The 15,759-nt window shown below is 58.7% G+C and carries 14 protein-coding genes and 1 pseudogene; 5 read left to right on the top strand and 10 right to left on the bottom strand.

Annotation, left to right across the window (positions count from 1 at the left end; genetic code table 11):
- Positions 1–117 precede the first annotated feature (117 nt).
- From QP968_RS10700 to QP968_RS10690, 3 genes are all read right to left on the bottom strand, one after another.
- Positions 118–1,941 (bottom strand): purple acid phosphatase family protein, encoded by a 1,824-nt coding sequence (locus tag QP968_RS10700; protein ID WP_284856393.1) that lies wholly within the window; start codon positions 1,939–1,941, stop codon positions 118–120.
- Positions 1,942–2,053: 112 nt separating this feature from the next.
- The gene (locus QP968_RS10695; protein ID WP_284856392.1) at positions 2,054–2,701 is read right to left on the bottom strand and encodes a DUF3239 domain-containing protein; all 648 of its coding nucleotides are present in this window, start codon (positions 2,699–2,701) and stop codon (positions 2,054–2,056) included.
- Between the two features lie 11 nt (positions 2,702–2,712).
- The gene (locus tag QP968_RS10690; protein ID WP_284856391.1) at positions 2,713–4,362 is read right to left on the bottom strand and encodes a DNA repair helicase XPB; all 1,650 of its coding nucleotides are present in this window, start codon (positions 4,360–4,362) and stop codon (positions 2,713–2,715) included.
- A 100-nt stretch (positions 4,363–4,462) separates the two neighbouring features.
- On the opposite strand from QP968_RS10690, the gene QP968_RS10685 reads away from it, so the two are divergent.
- Both QP968_RS10685 and QP968_RS10680 read left to right on the top strand, forming a co-directional pair.
- Complete coding sequence (locus tag QP968_RS10685) at positions 4,463–4,714, top strand: type II toxin-antitoxin system ParD family antitoxin (RefSeq protein WP_284856390.1); 252 nt, start codon at positions 4,463–4,465, stop codon at positions 4,712–4,714.
- Positions 4,698–4,982 carry a type II toxin-antitoxin system RelE/ParE family toxin gene (locus QP968_RS10680; RefSeq protein ID WP_284856389.1) on the top strand — a complete coding sequence of 95 codons (285 nt, stop codon included), beginning with the start codon at positions 4,698–4,700 and terminating at the stop codon, positions 4,980–4,982. Before QP968_RS10685 ends, QP968_RS10680 begins: the two co-directional genes overlap by 17 nt.
- Before the next feature lie 11 nt (positions 4,983–4,993).
- On the opposite strand, the pseudogene nrdI reads toward QP968_RS10680, so the two are convergent.
- A pseudogene (gene nrdI, locus QP968_RS10675) lies at positions 4,994–5,430 on the bottom strand (class Ib ribonucleoside-diphosphate reductase assembly flavoprotein NrdI).
- A 131-nt stretch (positions 5,431–5,561) separates the two neighbouring features.
- On the opposite strand from nrdI, the gene QP968_RS10670 reads away from it, so the two are divergent.
- Positions 5,562–7,778 carry a hypothetical protein gene (locus QP968_RS10670; protein ID WP_284856388.1) on the top strand — a complete coding sequence of 739 codons (2,217 nt, stop codon included), beginning with the start codon at positions 5,562–5,564 and terminating at the stop codon, positions 7,776–7,778.
- A 110-nt stretch (positions 7,779–7,888) separates the two neighbouring features.
- On the opposite strand, the gene QP968_RS10665 is transcribed toward QP968_RS10670, so the two are convergent.
- The 5 genes from QP968_RS10665 to QP968_RS10645 all read right to left on the bottom strand — a co-directional run bounded on the left by QP968_RS10665 (position 7,889) and on the right by QP968_RS10645 (position 12,881).
- Complete coding sequence (locus QP968_RS10665) at positions 7,889–9,088, bottom strand: ABC transporter permease (protein WP_284856387.1); 1,200 nt, start codon at positions 9,086–9,088, stop codon at positions 7,889–7,891.
- Entirely contained in the window at positions 9,089–9,967 is an 879-nt protein-coding gene (locus tag QP968_RS10660) for an ABC transporter ATP-binding protein (protein ID WP_284856386.1), read from the bottom strand.
- Positions 9,968–9,969: 2 nt separating this feature from the next.
- The gene (locus QP968_RS10655; protein ID WP_284856385.1) at positions 9,970–10,452 is read right to left on the bottom strand and encodes a hypothetical protein; all 483 of its coding nucleotides are present in this window, start codon (positions 10,450–10,452) and stop codon (positions 9,970–9,972) included.
- Positions 10,449–10,742: a helix-turn-helix transcriptional regulator gene (locus tag QP968_RS10650; RefSeq protein WP_502870940.1), complete on the bottom strand. Its 294-nt coding sequence runs from the start codon at positions 10,740–10,742 to the stop codon at positions 10,449–10,451. The genes QP968_RS10655 and QP968_RS10650 overlap by 4 nt, the downstream gene beginning before the upstream one ends.
- Positions 10,743–10,811: 69 nt before the next feature.
- Entirely contained in the window at positions 10,812–12,881 is a 2,070-nt protein-coding gene (locus tag QP968_RS10645; RefSeq protein ID WP_284856383.1) for a helicase-associated domain-containing protein, read from the bottom strand.
- Positions 12,882–12,934: 53 nt separating this feature from the next.
- Here QP968_RS10645 and QP968_RS10640 point away from each other — a divergent pair, with 53 nt between their 5' ends.
- Positions 12,935–13,135 carry a hypothetical protein gene (locus QP968_RS10640; RefSeq protein ID WP_284856382.1) on the top strand — a complete coding sequence of 67 codons (201 nt, stop codon included), beginning with the start codon at positions 12,935–12,937 and terminating at the stop codon, positions 13,133–13,135.
- 214 nt (positions 13,136–13,349) lie between these two features.
- Positions 13,350–14,783, top strand: a complete 1,434-nt coding sequence (locus QP968_RS10635; RefSeq protein ID WP_284856381.1) for a YeeE/YedE thiosulfate transporter family protein — start codon at positions 13,350–13,352, stop codon at positions 14,781–14,783.
- Between the two features lie 106 nt (positions 14,784–14,889).
- On the opposite strand, the gene QP968_RS10630 is transcribed toward QP968_RS10635, so the two are convergent.
- Positions 14,890–15,759: HNH endonuclease signature motif containing protein (locus tag QP968_RS10630; protein ID WP_284856380.1), on the bottom strand; the 870-nt coding region annotated here is incomplete at its 5' end.

Here is a 15,759-nt window from a genome sequence, read left to right as displayed (position 1 = left end):
AATGGCTGTGGCCTACCCCGACCGCTTCGACAAATACCTGTAAAAACAGCCCCACACACAAATAACTTGACACGCTCCTAACGGGGTGCGGCCTTCAAGTGTTTGTGGGGAAGAGAGTTACTTCTTCAGGATGCCGTAGGAGTTGTACAGCTCAACCTTGCGCTCTTCGCCCTTGTGCAGGTCACCGGAGACTTGGTAGAAGTCAATCTTGAAGGTGTTGTCGGTGACGGTGTAGACAGCGAAGGACTGAATCGTGGACTGGCGGTAGTTCTCGTGCTTGTACTCGAACTTGGGGGAGTCCTCGGGCTGCTCGGCAACGTCGTAAAGCGAGTTCCAGTAGTCCGTGTCCTCGTCGGTCATCCAATCCAGCTTCGGACGGACCTTGTGAACGTGGTCGGCGCCCTTCTTGTAGATCGCGTCGTAGGTCTTGGTACCGGAGGTGTTCGGGATGATGTAGGTGACACCCTGCGGGTTGACGTGGTGCTCAACGCCGTCGATGGTTTCCTTCTCCGTGTCCTCGACCTCGCCGTAGGCGAAGTTGTCCGGGGTGTACACGAGGGACTTGGTGCGGGTCAGGTTGTGGTCGTGGCCCTGGAGGACAACGTCAACGCCGAGCTCATCAGCGATCTTCACAAACTCCTCGCGGGTGACCTGGACATCCTCATCCTGCAGTGCGTGGTAGGAGGCGGAGTAGACCGGCTTGTGGTAGGTCAGCACGATCCACTTGGCGCCGGCCTCACGGGCGGCGGTGATGTCCTGCTTTGCCCACTCCATCTGCTTTTTGCCAATGGCGCCCTTCTCCGGGTTGTCATCGGATTCCTTGTTGTCGTTGGTGTTCAGGACAACGAAGTGGATGCCGGAGTGGTTGTAGGAGTAGTAGGAGCCACCGTCAACGGCGTTGCCGGTGATCGGGGTGTTGGTGTGCTCGTTGAAGGAGGTGAGGTGCTTGCCCTTCTCCCACAGCAGGGTGTACTCGTCGTGGTTGCCCGGGGTGTATGCGTGTGGCAGGTTGATGTTGGCCTTGCGGGACATGTTGAGGTTGTCTACCCATTCGTCTTCAACCGCCGCGGTTTCCACGAAGTCACCGGTGTGGACTGCGAAGGTAGCGTTCGGGGCAACCTCCAGGGCCTTCTCCAAGGTGTTGGCGCCGTAGGCGGCCTCGTTGTTCACGTTGGCGTTCCAGTAGGCGTTCTGGGTGTCGGTGTAGTGGATGAACTGGACTTCCTCGGCGTTCGGGTCCGCGGTGGTGAATGAACCGGTCTCGGAGAAACCTTCGGACTCAGAGCCCACCTGGAAGTAGTACTTCTTGCCCGGCTTCAGGCCGGTGGCCTTGCTCTTGTTGCTGTTCTCCTTGACGTCCACGAGCTCGAGGTAGCCCAGCTTCGGGCCCTCGGAGGTCCACTTGGTGTTCTCGCGGGTGATCTGCTCGTCGGTGAAGTAGCCCTTGATCTCTTCCGGCTTACCTTCGTCATTGAGGATGAACTTGCCGTCCTCATCGGTGGGAGCAGAGGCGTAGATGTAGTAGCCGTTCTTGTCGCGCTCAGCGTAACGGTTGGTTACCTCAGTGGTTTCTGCCGGGAATTCCATGGCGCCGGACATGTCCTCCTGCTCGGAGACACGGAGCGTGGAGTCGTCGAGGTCATCCTTGGTGTACCAGTTGAAGCCCATCTCCGTGGAAGGGTCTTCGGTGATGTTCATGGCGATGCGGTCTGGCTTATTATCCAGCTCCACTTCGGCGACCTCGGGCTTCTTGTCGGAGAGCTCGATGAGGTCCAGGCCGTTCTTATCGCCGTAGACCGGATCGGCATCCTTCGATGCAGTTCCGTCGGCGCCGGTGTTCTGCGACGACGCGTTCTCATTGCTTGGCGAGCACGCAGTCAGAAGAACAGAGGTGCCTGCCACAACGGCAAGCAGCTTGAACGTGATTGATTTAGATTGCACGGTTGAAAATCCTTCGGCAGTTGTTGACACTGTCGCGGACTACCTTGCCGTGCCCGGGTTAACCCGTAGTTGCCGTGCTTTAACCTAAATATGAATTTCTTCCAAGGTTTCTTTAAAGCTCGAGGAGGTTCATGTGGGTCGCCTTCACGTCCTCAAGCCGTGCCCGGGCCTTGTCCAGCTGGCGCCATTGTTCGTGGGGGATGGCCTGCTGAGCTTCGCTGATAATCGCGTTGTCTGGCGTGGCCCACGCGATGGGCATGGGGGTGACTTCCTGCCAGTGGTCAGCATCGCGTGTGGAGCGGCGGCCGCCAACAGCGACTGCCGGTACCTTCGTGCCCACCTTGGGGTCCGTAATACCGGGGATGGAGGACACGGTGCGCAGCGCCGCCGCGTAACGAGGTGGCAGCGTCTCATCCACGTTGACGTTCACCAGCGCCATGAGCAGCACATCACGCGGGTTCACCTCGGCGATAACAGCGGGCACGAGCGGGTAGCGGTCATAGAGCTCTTGTGCCGTACCCACAGAACGCGGTACGAGAATGGCCACGAGCAGCATGATTGAGCCGAACAGCGCGAGGCCCAGCCCGCCCAGCCAACGCCACGGATTCGCGGGATCCATGAGGAACCACATGGCCGCGCCAGCCGCCACGCAGATGACAAACAAGCTCAGACCGGAGATAACCACCTTGCGGGTGTCCCGGAGCATTTCGTTGTGCTGTTTGGCAAAAGCTTCGTCGACGTCGAAGTGAAAGTGATTCATGGTTCCCTAGTCTAAAGGTCCGCCGCGTCTACCAGCCGGTAGGCGTAGCCCTGTTCGGCGAGGAAGCGTTGGCGGTGCATCGCGTACTCCGCATCGAGGGTGTCGCGCGCTACGACGGTGTAGAACAGCGCTTCCGCACCATCAGCCTTCGGGCGCAGGAGGCGGCCGAGGCGTTGGGCTTCCTCTTGGCGTGAGCCGAACGTGCCGGAAACCTGGATGCCCACGGCGGCCTCAGGCAAGTCGATGGAGAAATTGGCCACCTTCGACACTACGAGGGTTTGGATCTCACCATTGCGGAATGTATCAAAAGCGGCTTCGCGTTTCTTGGTGGAAGTTTTGCCGTCGATTAGCGGAGCGCCCGTACGCGCGGCGATGTCTTCGAGTTGCTCGATGTAGGCGCCAATGATCAAGGTCTGTTGGCCTTCATGTTGCGCAAGAAGCTTATCGACGACCCCCAGCTTCCCCTCACTACACGCCGCCAGGCGATACCGCTCCCGGGTTTCGGCGGTGGCGTACATCATGCGCTCGTCTTCGGTGAGCGTGGTGCGGACCTCGACGCATTCGGCGGTGGCGATGTAGCCGGCGGTTTCGAGTTCTTTCCACGGGGCGTCGTACCGCTTCGGGCCGATGAGGGAGAAGACATCGTCTTCGCGGTGGTCCTCGCGCACGAGTGTGGCGGTCAGCCCCAGGCGCCGGCGGGACTGGAGGTCCGCGGCCATGCGGAAAACGGGGGCGGGCAGGAGGTGGACTTCGTCGTAGATGATGAGGCCCCAGTCGCGGGAATCGAAAAGTTCGAGTGCCTTGTACTCGCCCTTGGTTTTGCGGGTAACCACCTGGTACGTGGCGATGGTCACCGGGCGGATCTCCTTGCGCTCCCCGGAGTACTCGCCGATTTCCTCCGGTGTGAGTGTGGTGCGGCGTAGTAGCTCGTCGCGCCATTGGCGGCCGGCGACGGTGTTGGTGACCAGGATGAGAGTGGTCGTCTGCGCCTGCGCCATGGATGCTGCGCCCACGATGGTTTTGCCCGCGCCACAGGGGAGCACCACCACGCCTGAGCCACCTTCCCAGAAGCTCTCGGTGGCGTACTGCTGGTAATCGCGCAGCTCCCAGCCAGAATCGGACCCGGCTGTAAGCCGGATCGGGTGGGATTCACCATCCACGTATCCAGCTTGGTCATCCACCGGCCAGCCGAGCTTTGTCAGCTCCTGCTTGATGCGGCCGCGTTCGGAGGGGTGGACGGGGGCGGTGGTGGCGTCGATAAGCTTGCCCACCATGGGCTGAATCTTCTTGTTCCGGGTGATCTCCGTGAGTATCGCGGCGTCATCCGCCTCAAGGATGAGACCGTGCGCTGGGTGCTTGATCAGGCGGACGCGGCCGTAGCGCGCCATCGTCTCAGCGACATCGATGAGCAGTGCCTGTGGGACGGGGAAGCGGGAGTAGCGCTCCAGCACGTCAACGGCTTGCTCCGCGTCGAAACCTGCCGCCCGCGCATTCCACAAGGCCAGTGGTGTGATGCGGTAAGTGTGCACGTGCTCCGGCGCGCGCTCAAGCTCGGCGAAAGGAGCTAAGGCTGCACGCGCTTCGCCGGCCTGGGGGTGCGCGACGTCGAGAAGGACCGTCTTGTCCGACTGCACAATGAGCGGGCCGTCACCTAAAGCCATGGGGACATTATGCCCGCCGGTTAGATGTGTGGTGCTAGAAGGGGTAGGCGCCTTCAACGTGACCATAGGTTGCAGTACCAAAAATTGGTACTATCGGGGCATGGCTAAGAATACTTCAGTAACCCTTGGGCAACATTATGAGCACTTCATTGCTCAGATGGTGGAGAGTGGGCGTTACGCAACGTCCAGCGAAGTGATTCGCGCTGGTCTTCGAATGATTGAAGACTATGAGAGGCGAGTCGAAATCTTGCGGCATGAGCTCCAGAAGGGGGAGGAATCTGGGTTCGTAGAGGACTTTGACTTCAATGAATTTATCGAAAAGATGAAGCGCGGCGATGACGTATCGGCTTAGCCAGAAAGCTATTGAGGATCTGCGGGGGATTTGGTGTTATTCCGAAGCTCAATGGGGATCAGCGCAAGCGGAGAGTTATTTGAGAATTGTGGAAAAGCAATTCGAGTGGATTGTTGCTCAACCCACTTTGGGGAAGCTTCTAACGGCGATTCCGGGCTACCGCCAACGAGCTGCGGGCAGTCACATGATTATTTATCGCATCGATGATCAAGAGATAACCGTCATCCGCGTGCTGCATCAAAGAATGGACCCTTCCCGGCATTTGTAGTGCCAGGTTGGTTAACCCCGCAGCATCGGTAGGGCTAGAAGTTCCCGCCATCGGTGTCCTCTGAAATACCCATCACGTTGGCGGGATTCCGGTTCTATGGCGAAGTCGCGCCGAGTGCGCAGAAGCTCGATGCGGTGCAAGATCGGAACATCGCAGACACGGCGGATAAACGCACGGTTATGCGGATCGTTCAGGAAGGTAATCACTTGACACGGCGCAGCTTGGCTGTGGTGACCACCGCCGTATACAGGAACGATGAGGGCGTACGGCCGGTTCACGCGAATCATTCCGTCTGCGTGCGGCTTTCAGGGGGGGGGATGCGGTTCGCTGGACGGTCAAGACGTTGCACGAACCGGTGCGTGTTTTCGCTTATCGACGAGAAATGCACCACTCCACCCCTTCCCACCCAAGGGATGTCGCGGATGGTTACTGGGGGGTAGATCCCCATCTGTATGGGTGTGAATCTAAGGTTCCTCGATGGTGCTTTGCAGGGAGATTTGATTTATTATTACTTCCTAGGAAAGTTTTGGCCTTTACGTGGATCGTTGCTCGAGCCGCGTTTCTTGTCGAGGAGCCTTTATGTCTGGCTCTCTGTCCTTTTCTAAGCGCACGGTTGCGATTGCTCTCGCAGCTAGTGTGGTTGCTTCTGGTGCCCAGGTTGTAGCACCTTCATTTGAGGTGCCGTTCGGTGCTGCTGTTGCGCAGGCGCAGGTGACTCAGGATGGGATCACCTATAAGGGTCTCTTCGACGCAGATGGGAATCCGATCGCAGACGATGTAAAAGAGATACCGGCGGGTTCCACCCTGCAGCTCTCTATTGATCTCAAGGATGCGAAGCCAAGTGACAAGGTAACAATCAAGCCCAGAACTTCTTACAAACATCTGACCACCGGTGTGGATGACAGTACGACTTACTCAGGTTTGCGTCTTGCCACGACCCAGCGGGGGACGCCTATCACTGTCGGTGGTGTTGTGGTTGGCAGGCTTGACATCACCGCAGGTGGAAGTGCAGAGATCACTTTTAATGACCAACTGAACAATATTGCCAATGGCACTACTGATGTAACGATCCCCGTCAGCATAGTGGGTATTTACCGCGAGAATGTGGATCTTGATATTTCGCGGAGCACGCCCATTGATGGTCAGTGGGTGTTGCAGGTGGAAGCTCCTTGGTCTTCGGGTACCAAGAAGTTCGGCAACCGCACAGTCACCTTCCCCTACATCGAGGAAGCCGCTCATAAGAGGGTTCTGACTGCGTGGTTCCCCGCTAATGGCGTGGTTGTCGATGAAGACAACCAAGTTGCGAATATTGGCCAATTCCAACAGCGTCTTCCATACGGTGAGGACACAAAGGTTGTATTGAAACCGACGCCGGCTGGAACTGAGAATGCAACTACTCAATGGTCATTCAGTGAAGATGTAGCCAATGGGGCGATCAAGCCAAGGCTTCGACTGTGGACATTCAATGATCAGGGTGAGCATACCAGTAGAAATGACGTCGAAGATCCGAAGAAGATCGAAGATCTTGGAATCAAGATGGAGTCCAAGTTCGTAGATGGGGCTCTCGAGGTCACGGTCACTGGTGTTGAAGGCACAGGGTACAAGCCAGTGGTGATTCTGGAGGGGCAGTACCTGGGGACCACCACATATCAGCCCAACGGGCGCGTTGGTGTTACTGCGGAGATGACGAACCTGAAGACCAATGCTGAATACACGAATCACTCCACCGCGGTGATCCCACGGGCGGCGGGTATTGGCGGTGACGGCGATCAGATCGTACGTACTGCGACTGCAGCGGCGAAGATTGCTGATCTTCCGGCAGACTCTGGCGACGGAGTTTCCGCGCCAGCCCGAATCGCTGGAAAGAAAAAGCAATTCGTCTTCACTGTTAAAAACACTGGTAACGGGCGTATCATCTCCCCGCAGATCACATTCCCTGATGGGTCGACCAAGGTTTTTACCGGTGATGCCATTGAGCCAAATGAGACGAAGGATATCACCGTTGAGTACGAGGTTCCGTCAAACGCAACGAGCCTCAACTTTGGCATTTCCTACCCGCTGACCACGGTTGAGCCTAACTCCTTTACGTTTTCGGTTGATCAGTCTGTGCGGGTGAAGGATAATGGTGATGGGACTGTTACGGTGACTGATCCTGAGGGTAATGACGTGATTGTTGTTACTAAGGACGAGTTTGACAAGCTCAAGGATGAGGTGGAGAAGCTTAAGAACAAGCAGGATGTGCACGTTGTTGAGGGTGTGCGTAATCCGGATAATTCCATCACGTTGACGCTGAATAATGGGGATAAGATTACGATTCCGGCGGCGCAGAAGTCTGGGTTGGAGAAGTGTTTGAATGCGCCGGGTGGTGCGTTGTTGGCGTTGTTGCCGGTGTTGGGTTTGTTGACTGCTGGTTTGTCGCAGTTGAATGCGGATCCGATTAATAAGGGGATTATTGATTGGCAGAAGCAGGCGGGTATTTATAACGAGGAGGCTGCGAAGTTCGTGGCTCAGAATCGTGGTGCTTTGGGTGCGATTTTGGGTTCGATTATTGGCTCGATCGTTCTGTTTGTGCCTGGTTTGTGTGGGGATGTGTCTTTGGCGGGTGCGTTGAAGGAGTCGTTTGGTAAGGGTTCTAGTAACCCGCCGGCGCCGGAGGCGGACTCGGTTCCGCAGTCTCAGCCGGAGAACTCGGCGCCGGTTGCTGGTGATCAGGGTGCGGGGGATGTTTCGGGGCAGTCGCAGGATGATCCGACTGGGCAGCTGACTGCGGATGCTCTGGTAGAGCCTGCTGTTTAGTCGGTTGGTGCTGGTGGTGTAGTGCCGTAGCAGTGTGAAAGGGTTAGGTCCGATTCTGGGACCTGACCCTTTCTCTTTCGTCTTATTCGATGGACTGGGACATCGAGGGGCTAGCCCCGCAGCGCCTCCGACCACTTGGTGGTCTTGCCGTTGTTGAGGATGGAGTGGCGGTAGATGCGTGCGGCGAGCCAGACGACAGCCACGGTGGCGACGGCGGCAAGCGCGAGGGAAGCCACGAGCTGGAGTGCGGTGAGGTCGCCGGCCGCGTAGGTCAGGGGAGCGGTGAAGATGGATACGGGTGGGATCCAGCTGGCTACCTGCATCCAGGTGGCGTCGGTGTTTGCGAAGCCGAAAGCGGGGACGTAGGCACTGGCGAGGAGGAGCAACAGGACAGGCATTTGCGTGGACTGGAGGTCCTCAGTGCGCTGCACCATCGCACCCGCGGCGGCGTAGAGGCCGGCGAAGAAGAGTGTGGCCAGCAGGTAGGACACGAACATGACAGGCAGGATCGACCAGTCGATGCTGACATCATCCAGCAGTCCGGTGAACTGGACGGCAGCGAATCCCACGCCGAATAGGATTGCGGTGGCGATTAGGCCGAAGATGAGGTTGCCCAGGATCTTGCCGGCCAGGAAGTCCAGCGGACGTACGGCAGCGAGGACGAGTTCGACGACGCGGGAGGATTTCTCCTCCGTTACGCGGCTGCCCACCTGTGCGGCGAAGGTGACCACCATGAACACGATGAGCATGAGTAGGACGAATGCGGTCATAAGGCGCGTGAAGTCTTGCTCGGAAGCAGCGTCGTCCTTACCGGCGTCGATGTTGGCAATGTCCACTGCTTCGACGTTGATTTGTGGTGCGGCGGCCTGGAAGTCTGCGGGTGAAATTCCAAGTTCTTCCAGTGCGGCGGCCTGCGAGTAGGACTCGGCGAGGGCGTTCACGGTGCTCATCACCGACATGTCGGGGGTGCCGTCGGAGATGACCTGCCAGGTGCCGTTCTCCGCGACGAGCGCGGCATCGACCTCACCGTCGCGCACGAGGTTCTCGGCCTCCGCGCGATCAGCCACATCGCGCGCTTCAAGGCCGGCGCCTTCGAGCATGTGCTTATCGACGTTCACCACCGCCACCGGTGTCGTCTTGCCCTCTGGATCCTTGTCCTTCTGCCAGGATGCGATTCCAACGGCTGCGAGAATGCCCACCAGCATGATGACCAGGGTGAGGATCACAGATTTTTTGCTGAACAGGATCTGGATCTCACGCTTAGCAGTGGTGAGGATGGTGTGGAATGGGGAGTAGGTGTTCGTAGTCATTTACTTCACGACCTCCTTGAACAGGTCTGTCAGGTCGGGGACAACACGGGTGAATTCGTGGACTTCGCCAGCGGCCAGTGCGGCATGGAGAATGCGCTGATCATCATCGATGGAATCGGTTTGGAGGATGACGTGGGTCGGGGAGGCGTCGATAAGCTCCGTGCCCTCCGGGAACCATCCGCGAGCAGTCGTACCCACCTTGAAGCGAACTGGGCCGCCCGCACGCAGCTCATCGACGGTGCCCTCGGCGACCATGCGACCACGGCTGACAATGCCCACGCGATCACAAAGGCGCTGAACCAGGTCGAGCTGGTGGGAGGAGAAAACCACGGGGACGCCGCTACGGGCGCGGTCCGTGAGCATGGTGCTCATGACATCGACGGCGACGGGGTCGAGGCCAGAAAACGGCTCATCGAGGATGAGGATGTCTGGGTCGTGGATGAGGCTGGCGGCAAGCTGCACGCGTTGCTGGTTACCCAGCGAGAGGTCATCGAGCTTGTCATTTACACGCTCACCGAGGCCGAGTTCTTCCAGCAGCTCCGTGCCACGCTGTTTCGCCGCGGCACCGTCCACGCCATGCAGCTTGGCCAAGAAGACCAGCTGGTCAAGGATCTTTTCTTTGCCGTAGAGGCCGCGCTCTTCGGGCATGTAGCCGATGTGGCGGCGGGAGCCGTCGTTAAGCGGGATGCCATTGAGCAGCACTTCACCGGAATCTGCCTCGAGCACGCCGAGCGCGATACGCATGGTGGTGGACTTGCCGGCGCCGTTGGAACCGACGAAGCCGTAGAGCTCGCCGTCGCCGACGCTGAAACTCATTCCGTCCAGGGCTTGCGTGTCGCCGAAGCGTTTACGTAGGTCTCTGATTTCAAGAGTGGTCATTTTCAGTCCTCCTTGCGGTTAAAGGTAATCGCGTAACCGATCATGGGCAGGGTGGAGACGAATAGGTAGGTGAAGATCATGTACAGGCCAGCCGCGAGGAGCACGGTTCTATCCACTGTGTCCCCGGCGAAGAATGCGTAGATACAGAAACCGAATCCGCCAATGTTATTGAGCGCTGTGATGATCCGAAATGCGCGATTACGCCAGGTCGCGAAAACATCGCGCTCGTACTCATCGAGCTCTGCTTCCGGGGCACGGTCCTTGCGATCATTTGCTCCGCGGATGATGGTCCAGGACACCATGGAAACGAGCATGGCTGCGGTGTAGCAGACCAAAAACACAGTTGGATCCATATTCGTGGCCAATGAAGCGATGAAGAGGAGCACCGCGACTGTCAGGCCCGCGAAATACGCCGCGATCAGAACACGTGTTGCTTTCTGGTTGCGTACCCGTTCCGCGCCGGGAAAAGGCGGTGTTGATCTCATGGGCGGTACAGCTCCTTCGACATTGGGGCGAATTCGGTGCGGGAGAACACTGCCTCGATGGGGAGGTCAAAGACCTCGCAGACTCGGAAAGCCAGGTCAAGGCTTGGCGAGTGATCACCACGCTCCAAAGCGCCGATGGTTTGCGGGTTCACGTCAATGAGTTCCGCGAGTTGATTACGCGACATGTCGCGCTCCGCACGCAGAACGCGAACCCGATTATGAATCGGACTCTTCGGTTGCTTTCGTGCTGCCACACAAGCAAGTGTTGTATAAACCCAACAATCTGTCAATGATTCTGACGAAAAAATTGTTGAATGTAAACGTTTTAGGTGGTCATTGGGCTGAAAAATTTGGCGTCTTTAGACCATGACCACTTTGGTGATGCGTGGCAGGGCAATGCGCACCACTGCGTCGGTGGCAGCGATGTGCACATCGACCTGGCCGGCGGACACCGAGAGTGGACGTGCGGTGAGCGTCTGTCCACGCCCATGCTTATCGACGTACCCCAGCGTCACCTGTTTCTTTCCCCGCGCTGCGGCGCGGAGCGTCTCCAGGGTGTTGCCCGTGGGGGTTGGGGTGGGTGCGCTGGTGGAATCCGCGGGGGTGTTGGAGCGCAGCCGTGCGATGATCTGGTCAGCTTGATCGGCTGAAACCGACGTCTGCTGTGGCAAATGTGACGGTGTCGCGGGCACGAGGGCTGGTTCCGGCGCCATGTTGAGCTGCGCGCCGGATTCGTCTTCAGCTGTTGGCTGCAGGCCTGCTTTGCGCAGGGCATCCATAAGCTTGGGCAGAGGCAGTTGCGCGACGGCCACTGTCGGGGCGAGGGGCCTGAGGATGCCGGTGAGTTTCTCTACTGCCGTGGTGATGAGCGCCGGATCAGCGCTGCGGATGTAACTCATGGCTGTGCCTGCGCGGATGGAGCCGTGGGTGCGGGCGGTGTCGCTAATAAGGAACGTGATGCTTTGTGGGACCTCGCCGAGCACGTGGTCTGTCAGCCAAGCGTGGATTTCGTCAGCGGCAAGACCGCTGTCCAAGCCGTGGCGGATCGAGGTGTCCGTGATGCGCCACACGCTAGCGATGCCTGGGGATTCGAGTTCCGCGATCTTTTCCAGGAAATTGCCCATCTCTGGTTCGAGTGGGCCGGGAGCCAACACTGTCATGTCCGCTTGGGCGATGAGCGTGTCCACTGGTGGCGGGACTAGCGCGCGGGTCGCGGCGGCGATGTCAGCATTGTCAAGGAGCGCCTTCAGTGGCGAAGAGGCAGCTGGGGTGGCATCGAGCGCGCCGACGAACTGTGCTTCCTGCGCCGTGGCCTCAATAAACGGTGGGGATATACGCGAGGCTGCGAGCGGGGAGTGGAAGAACAACCGCTGCTCCTCACCGGCTTGGCGCAGGACCGTGAGCCGGTTCGCGCGCGTGTCAAGCGAGCGCATCTCAGGGGATAGCAGCTTCGCGTCTGTGTCCAGCCGCCACGGGGACGCGGCCCAGCCGGCAAGAAGAATCGCCCATTGGTCCGACAATGTCGCATCCAACCATGTCAGGGAATCCCGCGTGGCGCCGAGTACATCCACGTCATCCACGTTGCCGCGGCCGATGAGCCCGGCGGATTCACCAATAGTGATGAGGAGTGCTGGATCAAAACCGAGCTCTTTGCCCAGATTCGTCCGAGCACGCACGCCGACGGAGCCGTCCTTATTCAGCGGCACCGGTTCCTGCAAAAGGGACGTGATCAGCTGACGAAGCTGACGCACGGCGTCAAGACCCTGCGTAGCTGCTGCCTTATCCGCGTCGCTTTGGTCGACCTCCGGTGTTACCGGTTCCTCCATGGGAAAGCTGCGCGGCGGGTAACCACGGAGAACATCGCGCACAGGGCGGGGGAGACGCACCGTGGTGGAATTTGCGCGCACCAGCAAACCTTTGGCAATGAGCGTGGCAACCGGCGTGTTCGGGTCCGCATCAGGTGCAGCTGCCTTCGTGGTTCCCTGACCGCCGGAGAGTGCAAGGGTGTCCAAGATTCGTCGTTCAGCTGGCTCGAGCTTGGCCACCAGTTCTTCCACATCATCTGGCGCAGTGTCCGCCACACGCCAGCCCTGGGGCAAAGCGCTGAGCACACCGGGGGAGACGCGGACGGCATTATTGGGGCCGTAGATGAGCGCGCGTTCACGGAGGGCGGTGAGGGTCGCTGGGCTTTCGTTGGAAGCATCGAAAGGATCGAACTCAGCACCCGCATCACCGAGACGCTCCAGAAGAGCGATAGCGGGGGTGGAGAGCTGGTGTAATGCGCGCCCAGCGGAACCCGGGAGCGCGAGCCGCGTGGCCAGCGATGCGATGGACGGAGGCGCAGGATAGAACGCATCCGGGCGCAGAAAAATGAGCGTGCGGAGCTCGTCGTCGGTGTAATCAGCCAGCGCTTCAGAGAACGTAGTCATTGCGGGGGTGATTCTACGTGCGTTTTTGGCTTCGGCGTGAAAGAATGATGTACATGGCTAAAGACGTTGACAACATCACCAAGATTAACCCGGCGTGGCCTGCACACACCCCGGGTGACGGCCACCCAGTGACGGAGATTAACTCCAAGTTGGCCGCAGCTTCCAGCCCCTACGGCGACGACCTTGTGTTGCCGCGTCCGTGGGAGGAAACTGGTTACGTTCACCCGACCACCCGTATTAACGGCGTGAACTAGACCTTCACTTCAGTTACATAAAGCAAGTCTGCTCGGCATGATGCCGGGTGGGCTTGCTTTTTTATTCAGCGACAGGAATGTCTCCTGGCTTGCTCTTTTTTGCAATGTGCAGACCGAGCAGTTCATTTAATTGTCGTCCGCTATAGACAGAGCAGTATGTGCTTTATAGACTCCCCAGTGTTTTATTAGTTCAACACAAACACTGGAGGTTTCCATGATTCTTACTGGATTGGCAGTAGGCGTCGCACTTGGCGTGATTATGCAACGCGGACGATTCTGCGTAACGGGCATGCTTCGCGACGTCTTCCTGCAGAAGCAGGGACGCGGCCTCGTCGCATTCTTCATCGTCGTTGCGGTACACGCGATTGGACTTGCCGCCTTGACCTCACTCGGCGTGATTTCGCCGGAGTACCGGACCTTCGCCCCGATCGCTGTGGCTGTCGGCGGCTTCATCTTTGGTCTGGCGATCATTCTCGCCGGCGGTTGTGCCTCAGGCACCTGGTACCGCTCCGGTGAGGGACTGGTTGGTTCCTGGTTTGCGCTGCTGTTTTATGCGCTGTCCGCATCCGCAATGAAATCGGGCTTCCTGTCTGGCTTCAATGACAAGCTGAAAGAGTGGGACACAGGCTGGACCACATTGCCCCAAACCTTCGGGATCTCCGCCTGGTGGTTCGCTATTCCGCTGGCATTGGGCACTGCTTACCTTGCGCAGTACTACCTTTCCCGCGATGCCGCTAACCCGAAGGTGACGCTGGAACAGCCGTGGTACCGCAAGCCACTACACCCGTACACCGCTGGAGCTGCGATCGGGCTCCTTGGTGTGATCGCGTGGCCGCTGTCCGCTGCTACTGGGCGCAATGATGGCCTGGGGATCACTACACCATCGGCACATCTGGCCAGCTACATCACCACCGGTGAGACTGAGTATTTCAACTGGGGCACCCTCCTTGTTCTGGGTACCCTGGTCGGTTCGTACTTTGCCGCGAAGGCCTCCGGCGAGTTCCGTCTCCGCGTTCCGGATGGACGCACCTCCGTGCGTGCGGTCATCGGCGGTATCGGCATGGGTGTCGGTGCATCCCTGGCCGGCGGCTGCACCGTGGGCAACGGAATGGTTCAGACCTCCCTGTTCAGCTACCAGGGCTGGGTTGCCATGGCGTTCATCGCGGCAGGCGTCTACGTTGGTGCGAAGCTGTGGCTCAAGCCGTCCGGTGTGAAGCAGGGCTCTGCTGACTCGGGCGTGTACACCACTGATGAGTCCATCAGTGACCCGGAACTCGCTGGACTCACATCCAACAAGACCGAAACGACGGAAGCTGCTCCAGCATTCAACATCGTGTCCGCCTCCGGTGGTGTGGCACTGAAGACCAAGCCGAAGCAGGACACTACCGCGCGCCCGCTGGGTAACGGCCGTTACATCCTGGACACCCTTGGTGACGTGTGCCCGTTCCCACTTATTGAAGCGAAACAGGCCATCTCCGAGTTGGACTCAGGGGAGGAGCTCATCATCGACTTCGACTGCACCCAGGCAACCGAGTCCATCCCGCAGTGGGCAGCTGACAACGGCCATGGCGTGAAAGACTTCGTGCAAAACCAGAACGCCGGCTGGCAGATCACGGTGGTCAAAGACGCAGTGAACTCTCCTGCGTAGGAGATTAAGTATCCGTTGGCGTTTCCACCTGGCCTCCCCGGGTGGAAACGCCTTTGCGCATGCCGAAAGACCAGCTGTTGCTGGCTTTCGTCATGGGGAGTGTCGTTTACCTGCCGTAGAGCAGTGTCATGGCTCCGTAGCGGTGGATGGTGTTGGGTATGAGGTGTCCGCGGGGTGATCTCCACATGGGTGCACCCCGGATGTTCTCCACCCGGCCGTGGTAGCTGTGTTCGGGGTCATCGTCGTTGGTGCGGTTGTGATAGCGGCACAACATCGCCAGGTTGTCCATGTTGGTTAACCCGCCCTTCGACCAGGCTTTGATGTGGTGGACCTGACAGTTATCCGCCGCATGCCGACAATCCGGTACCGGACACATTGGTGATAATGCCCTGGCTAGGTCGCGTTGTTTCTGGTTGGCAAACCGTTGCGTGTCATACAGGTTGACCGCACCAGCTTGTGGGTGGAATACCGCTACTTCGAGTACGTCCCCAAAATTCTGGGCCAAGTATTCCGCACCAGTCATCGTGGTGCCATCCGTTAGCCCCAGGATGATGTCATCGCCTACACCACGGATGATCTTGATGTGCTCTTCTAGTGGGATCAGGATCAAGGGGCGGGGAACAGCAGGAACAATACCCTGGGTTGGTGCATCCTCAGCATCGGGGCGAAGACCAAGAATGGTCATGAATGCTTCATACATCTGTGGCCCGGCAGGCCCATCACCGGTGACTTTTTGGCGTAGCGCGTACTCGATGGCTGCCATGTCGTGTTCTGGTCCCATAATGTTCATAGGGCGGGATGCTTTACGCGAGCGACCAAACCGGATTGTTGGTTTCGGGGCAGGTGTGTCTACCTCGGGGACGATGTCTTTTGCACGACGCTTGAGTGTGTCGTAGTTCCCTGGAACCGACAGCAACGCCAGGCGTAACTCCCATGTCTTGCCGGGGTCTGTGATCCCGGCAAGACATGATTCGAT

Origin of the sequence: Corynebacterium sp. MSK041, assembly GCF_030232265.1 — a bacterium.
Classification (GTDB): Bacteria; Actinomycetota; Actinomycetes; order Mycobacteriales; family Mycobacteriaceae; genus Corynebacterium.
This window is presented reverse-complemented; position numbering and strand designations above follow the sequence as displayed.

What these genes read in the sequence shown, in the direction of transcription:
- QP968_RS10695 (WP_284856392.1), bottom strand. Translation starts at nt 2,701, where the DNA reads ATGAATCACTTTCACTTCGACGTCGACGAAGCTTTTGCCAAACAGCAC.
- QP968_RS10690 (WP_284856391.1), bottom strand. Translation starts at nt 4,362, where the DNA reads ATGGCTTTAGGTGACGGCCCGCTCATTGTGCAGTCGGACAAGACGGTC.
- QP968_RS10685 (WP_284856390.1), top strand. Translation starts at nt 4,463, where the DNA reads ATGGCTAAGAATACTTCAGTAACCCTTGGGCAACATTATGAGCACTTC.
- QP968_RS10680 (WP_284856389.1), top strand. Translation starts at nt 4,698, where the DNA reads ATGACGTATCGGCTTAGCCAGAAAGCTATTGAGGATCTGCGGGGGATT.
- QP968_RS10670 (WP_284856388.1), top strand. Translation starts at nt 5,562, where the DNA reads ATGTCTGGCTCTCTGTCCTTTTCTAAGCGCACGGTTGCGATTGCTCTC.
- QP968_RS10665 (WP_284856387.1), bottom strand. Translation starts at nt 9,088, where the DNA reads ATGACTACGAACACCTACTCCCCATTCCACACCATCCTCACCACTGCT.
- QP968_RS10660 (WP_284856386.1), bottom strand. Translation starts at nt 9,967, where the DNA reads ATGACCACTCTTGAAATCAGAGACCTACGTAAACGCTTCGGCGACACG.
- QP968_RS10655 (WP_284856385.1), bottom strand. Translation starts at nt 10,452, where the DNA reads ATGAGATCAACACCGCCTTTTCCCGGCGCGGAACGGGTACGCAACCAG.
- QP968_RS10645 (WP_284856383.1), bottom strand. Translation starts at nt 12,881, where the DNA reads ATGACTACGTTCTCTGAAGCGCTGGCTGATTACACCGACGACGAGCTC.
- QP968_RS10640 (WP_284856382.1), top strand. Translation starts at nt 12,935, where the DNA reads ATGGCTAAAGACGTTGACAACATCACCAAGATTAACCCGGCGTGGCCT.
- QP968_RS10635 (WP_284856381.1), top strand. Translation starts at nt 13,350, where the DNA reads ATGATTCTTACTGGATTGGCAGTAGGCGTCGCACTTGGCGTGATTATG.